The 3,272-nt window shown below is 55.6% G+C and carries 2 protein-coding genes; both read right to left on the bottom strand.

Features of this window, described 5'->3' with window-relative positions:
• Positions 1–537 precede the first annotated feature (537 nt).
• Entirely contained in the window at positions 538–1,377 is an 840-nt protein-coding gene (locus AC0L25_RS32235; RefSeq protein WP_473599154.1) for a 2OG-Fe(II)-dependent halogenase WelO5 family protein, read from the bottom strand.
• On the bottom strand, positions 1,370–2,626 hold the full coding sequence (gene ectB / locus AC0L25_RS32230) for a diaminobutyrate--2-oxoglutarate transaminase (RefSeq protein ID WP_473599153.1): 1,257 nt from the start codon (positions 2,624–2,626) through the stop codon (positions 1,370–1,372). The genes AC0L25_RS32235 and ectB overlap by 8 nt, the downstream gene beginning before the upstream one ends.
• Positions 2,627–3,272 lie beyond the last annotated feature (646 nt).

The following is a 3,272-nucleotide window of genomic DNA, read 5'->3' as shown; positions in this document are numbered from 1 at the left end:
CGCTTCACCCCAGCCGAATGCGCCAACTACTTCAAGGCAGCTGGATACGACCCAGATTAAACAGGACGCGCTCTAGTTCGGAAAAGTCGAAGGCCAGCAGCGGTTTACTGCGTACCGACGCAGGTAGATCGCGCAATATATCTGCGAAGAAGGAGACGTTTTCCTCCCCGTCTCGCGCTGCTTCTTCCTATGCTTACCGACACCTTGCGATGTGTGTTCGGCTGCGCTCCGTGAACAGCGGACCGCTGCGAGCTCCCAACCTTCAGGAAGGTCCGGCAACAACAGCCTGTGGCTCACGGTGTCGTGCCTATATCGGGTCTTTGATCAAGCGCTAAGAGCGACCCCTCTAGATCACCCGCACACTAGGCAGTGACGCGACAAATAATTGGTCGTTGGGTCTGCGACCGGCAGCATCTGAGCGCCAATCGTGTATTATGACACTGTCGGTCTTTGGATCAACCAGATGGTTGTGCCTGAAGGGACCTCCGCGTTGCGAACGGATGTTATACCTGCCAGCGGAGGTCGGTCGTCCCAACTTCAGGTCCACCAGACAACAAGATCTGGTCGCGCAAAGCCGAAAAAGCTGTTCAGCACCAAGCGAAGCTTTCCGTCTCCTGATTGACCGGTGACCCCGTGAACGAAACCACCATCGATCAGGGCGATATCCCCCGCCTTGAGCTGAAATTCGCGACAAGGAACGCCCTCAAGATAGGCTGCCGAATACGGATAGCCGTTGGTCTCCACACCCTGTGATATTCGGTCCGCAACTGTCGGCTTATGGCTCCAGAGCCTCAAATTGCCGCCTTCCTCCGGCATGCTGGGATAGAAGTTGAGTGCTGCGACAGTGTTGTGCGCCACCGAAGAAAGCTCATAACCGTTCCCAGCACGCAAGACTTGAGCGACATCGTCGTGGGGATCCAAGGAAAATGTGCCGCTGCCAGACCAGCTGATAGCACGACAAACATTGGCCTGACCGTGTTCTGAACGGGCCAGTCGCAATTCAACGCCCTGGTTGTCAAGCTCGCGCTTCAACGCGCCGAATATTGCTCGGACCGGGTCAACCAAATTCTTAAACAGGGCCTCCACGTACGGTCGCGCATTTTCGGCCTCTGCGAAATACGTGGCTGCGTCCTTCCTGTAGTGCGATGCGCCGACATATTGTCCGGGCACTCCATCTTTTCGCTCCTTGAGACCGGTGCTGCCACTGAAGTTGGCGGTGATCTCCTCGGCGACCTCAGTGCTGAAAGCTTGCTTCATGTGCAGAGCGGTGGTCTCGCCTTTCATGACTGAGATGATGTCAGCAGTGCTGATGGAGCCAGTGCGTTCTCTGACAGTAACTGGGGAGATGGCCGGCGGTTGAGATATCTGACTAGACATTGTCTTGCTCCTGTAGTGCGTGATCAAGGACGGCGATGCCATGATCGAGCTCGTCATCGGTGATGGTTATCGGCGGGAGAACTTTGATAACGTCGCGATCTGGCCCTGAGGATTCGATAAGCAGACCGTTTTCGAACGCGATATCGTGTACACGGCTCGCAGCGGCCGATGAACTGCACTTGAGGCCGGCCATCAGACCGCGGCCGCGCTTCTGTTCAATGCACTTGGGAAACTTAGCGACAAGGCGGTCAAGGTGCGCTTGCAGCTTGACCGCTGTCCGCTCGACGCCATCAGTAAACCGGAGGTCCGACCACATTTTGCACATGGCCCCTGCCGTCACAAAGGCGAAATTGTTGCCTCTGAAAGTCCCGCTATGTTCTCCGGGTTTCCATATGTCCAGGTCGGGTCTAATCAGAACGATGGACAACGGACTACCTGAACCGCTTAGGGACTTGGAAAGAGTCACTATATCAGGTTCGATTTTTGCGAACTCGAACGAGAAGAAATCACCGGTCCGACCCGATCCTGCCTGAATGTCGTCAACGATGAAAACAATACCGTGCTTGCGGCAGATGCGCTGAATTTCTGTGAGCCAAGCTGCGGATGCGGTGTTCATGCCGCCTTCTGCCTGGATAGGCTCCAAAATGATTGCGGCAGGTTTTTCTATGCCGCTTCCCGGATCGCCCAAAACGCGGTCGATGTAACTGGCAGAATCGAAAGCCTGGTTTGCATAGCCGTCATAAGGCACACGGATCACATCGTGGCGTGCGACGCCTCCCAGCTCTCTCGTAGACGCCGAGCCCGACACCGCCAGAGAGCCAAGCGACATGCCGTGGTATGAGTTTGTGAAGGCCATGACACTCGAGCGACCGGTATATTTTCGCGCCAGGGCCAGTGCCGCTTCATTGGCGTTTGTGCCGGTCGGCCCAGGAAACTGTATCTTGTACGAAAGGCCTCTGGGCTTCAGGATCGATTCAACAAACGCTTCAATTAAGTCACGCTTTGCCGCCGTATACATGTCAAGCGACAGAAGAATGTTCTCACCGATCATATATTCTATTGCTGGGGCAATGATAGTTGGGTTGTTATGTCCGTAGTTAAGTGCGCCAGACCCAACAATAAAGTCGATATGAGGCTTACCGGACTCGTCCCAGATTGTCGCCCCGAGAGCTTTCGTAAATACTGTCGGAAACGACCGGCAATAACGACGAACGTTAGATTCATACGTGGCGAAAGCGTCGGTATTCATGATGAGTCCCTGATCTAGGCGAGCGTCAATGAGAGAGTGGGTTGACGCGATCTTGTCTAAGGTTTTCGGCTGAACGCCGAAACTACGGCATCTGGTAGTTGACGCATTTGCCGTGCGAGAATTCCTCAAGTCGGCTCTGGTATCGGGCAGACATGGGCTGGCCATCCCGGTTGACGCCGCCAATAAATCAGGGAATTCACTGGCCCAAAACGCCTGGGAACGAACCTGCTGGTCTTACGTCGTGGCGATGGTCTTGCAGCATCAAGCCGGTGGCCTTACGGAAGATGCGCTTTTGCTATCCCGGAAGGGGCAGGCATAGCGGTTTCGGCACGGAACTGATCGAGAGTCTGCGCCAGGCAGTTGCGTGAAAACATGCCTAGCTGCCGCTGCACGCCATCCAAATCGACCCGACGTCGCCGGCGTCAAGTCGGTCCGCAAGATGGTAGATCAACTGGAGTTCAAGCGCCGGTTCCGCATTCCGGCTTCGACAATGGGGTTCGAAACAGGGCCGGCGAACGCCGGATTTTGCGGCAGCTGCTTACCGTGTTCGAGCGGGAGCCGAGAGCTGTCTAGAGCGCGTCCTGTTTAATCTGGGTCGTATCCAGCTGCCTTGAAGTAGTTGGCGCATTCGGCTGGGGTGAAGCGT

This window comes from Mesorhizobium sp. WSM4813 (assembly GCF_055811555.1).
Note: the sequence above shows the minus strand (reverse complement) of the source record. Positions and strands in the feature narration are given on the sequence as shown.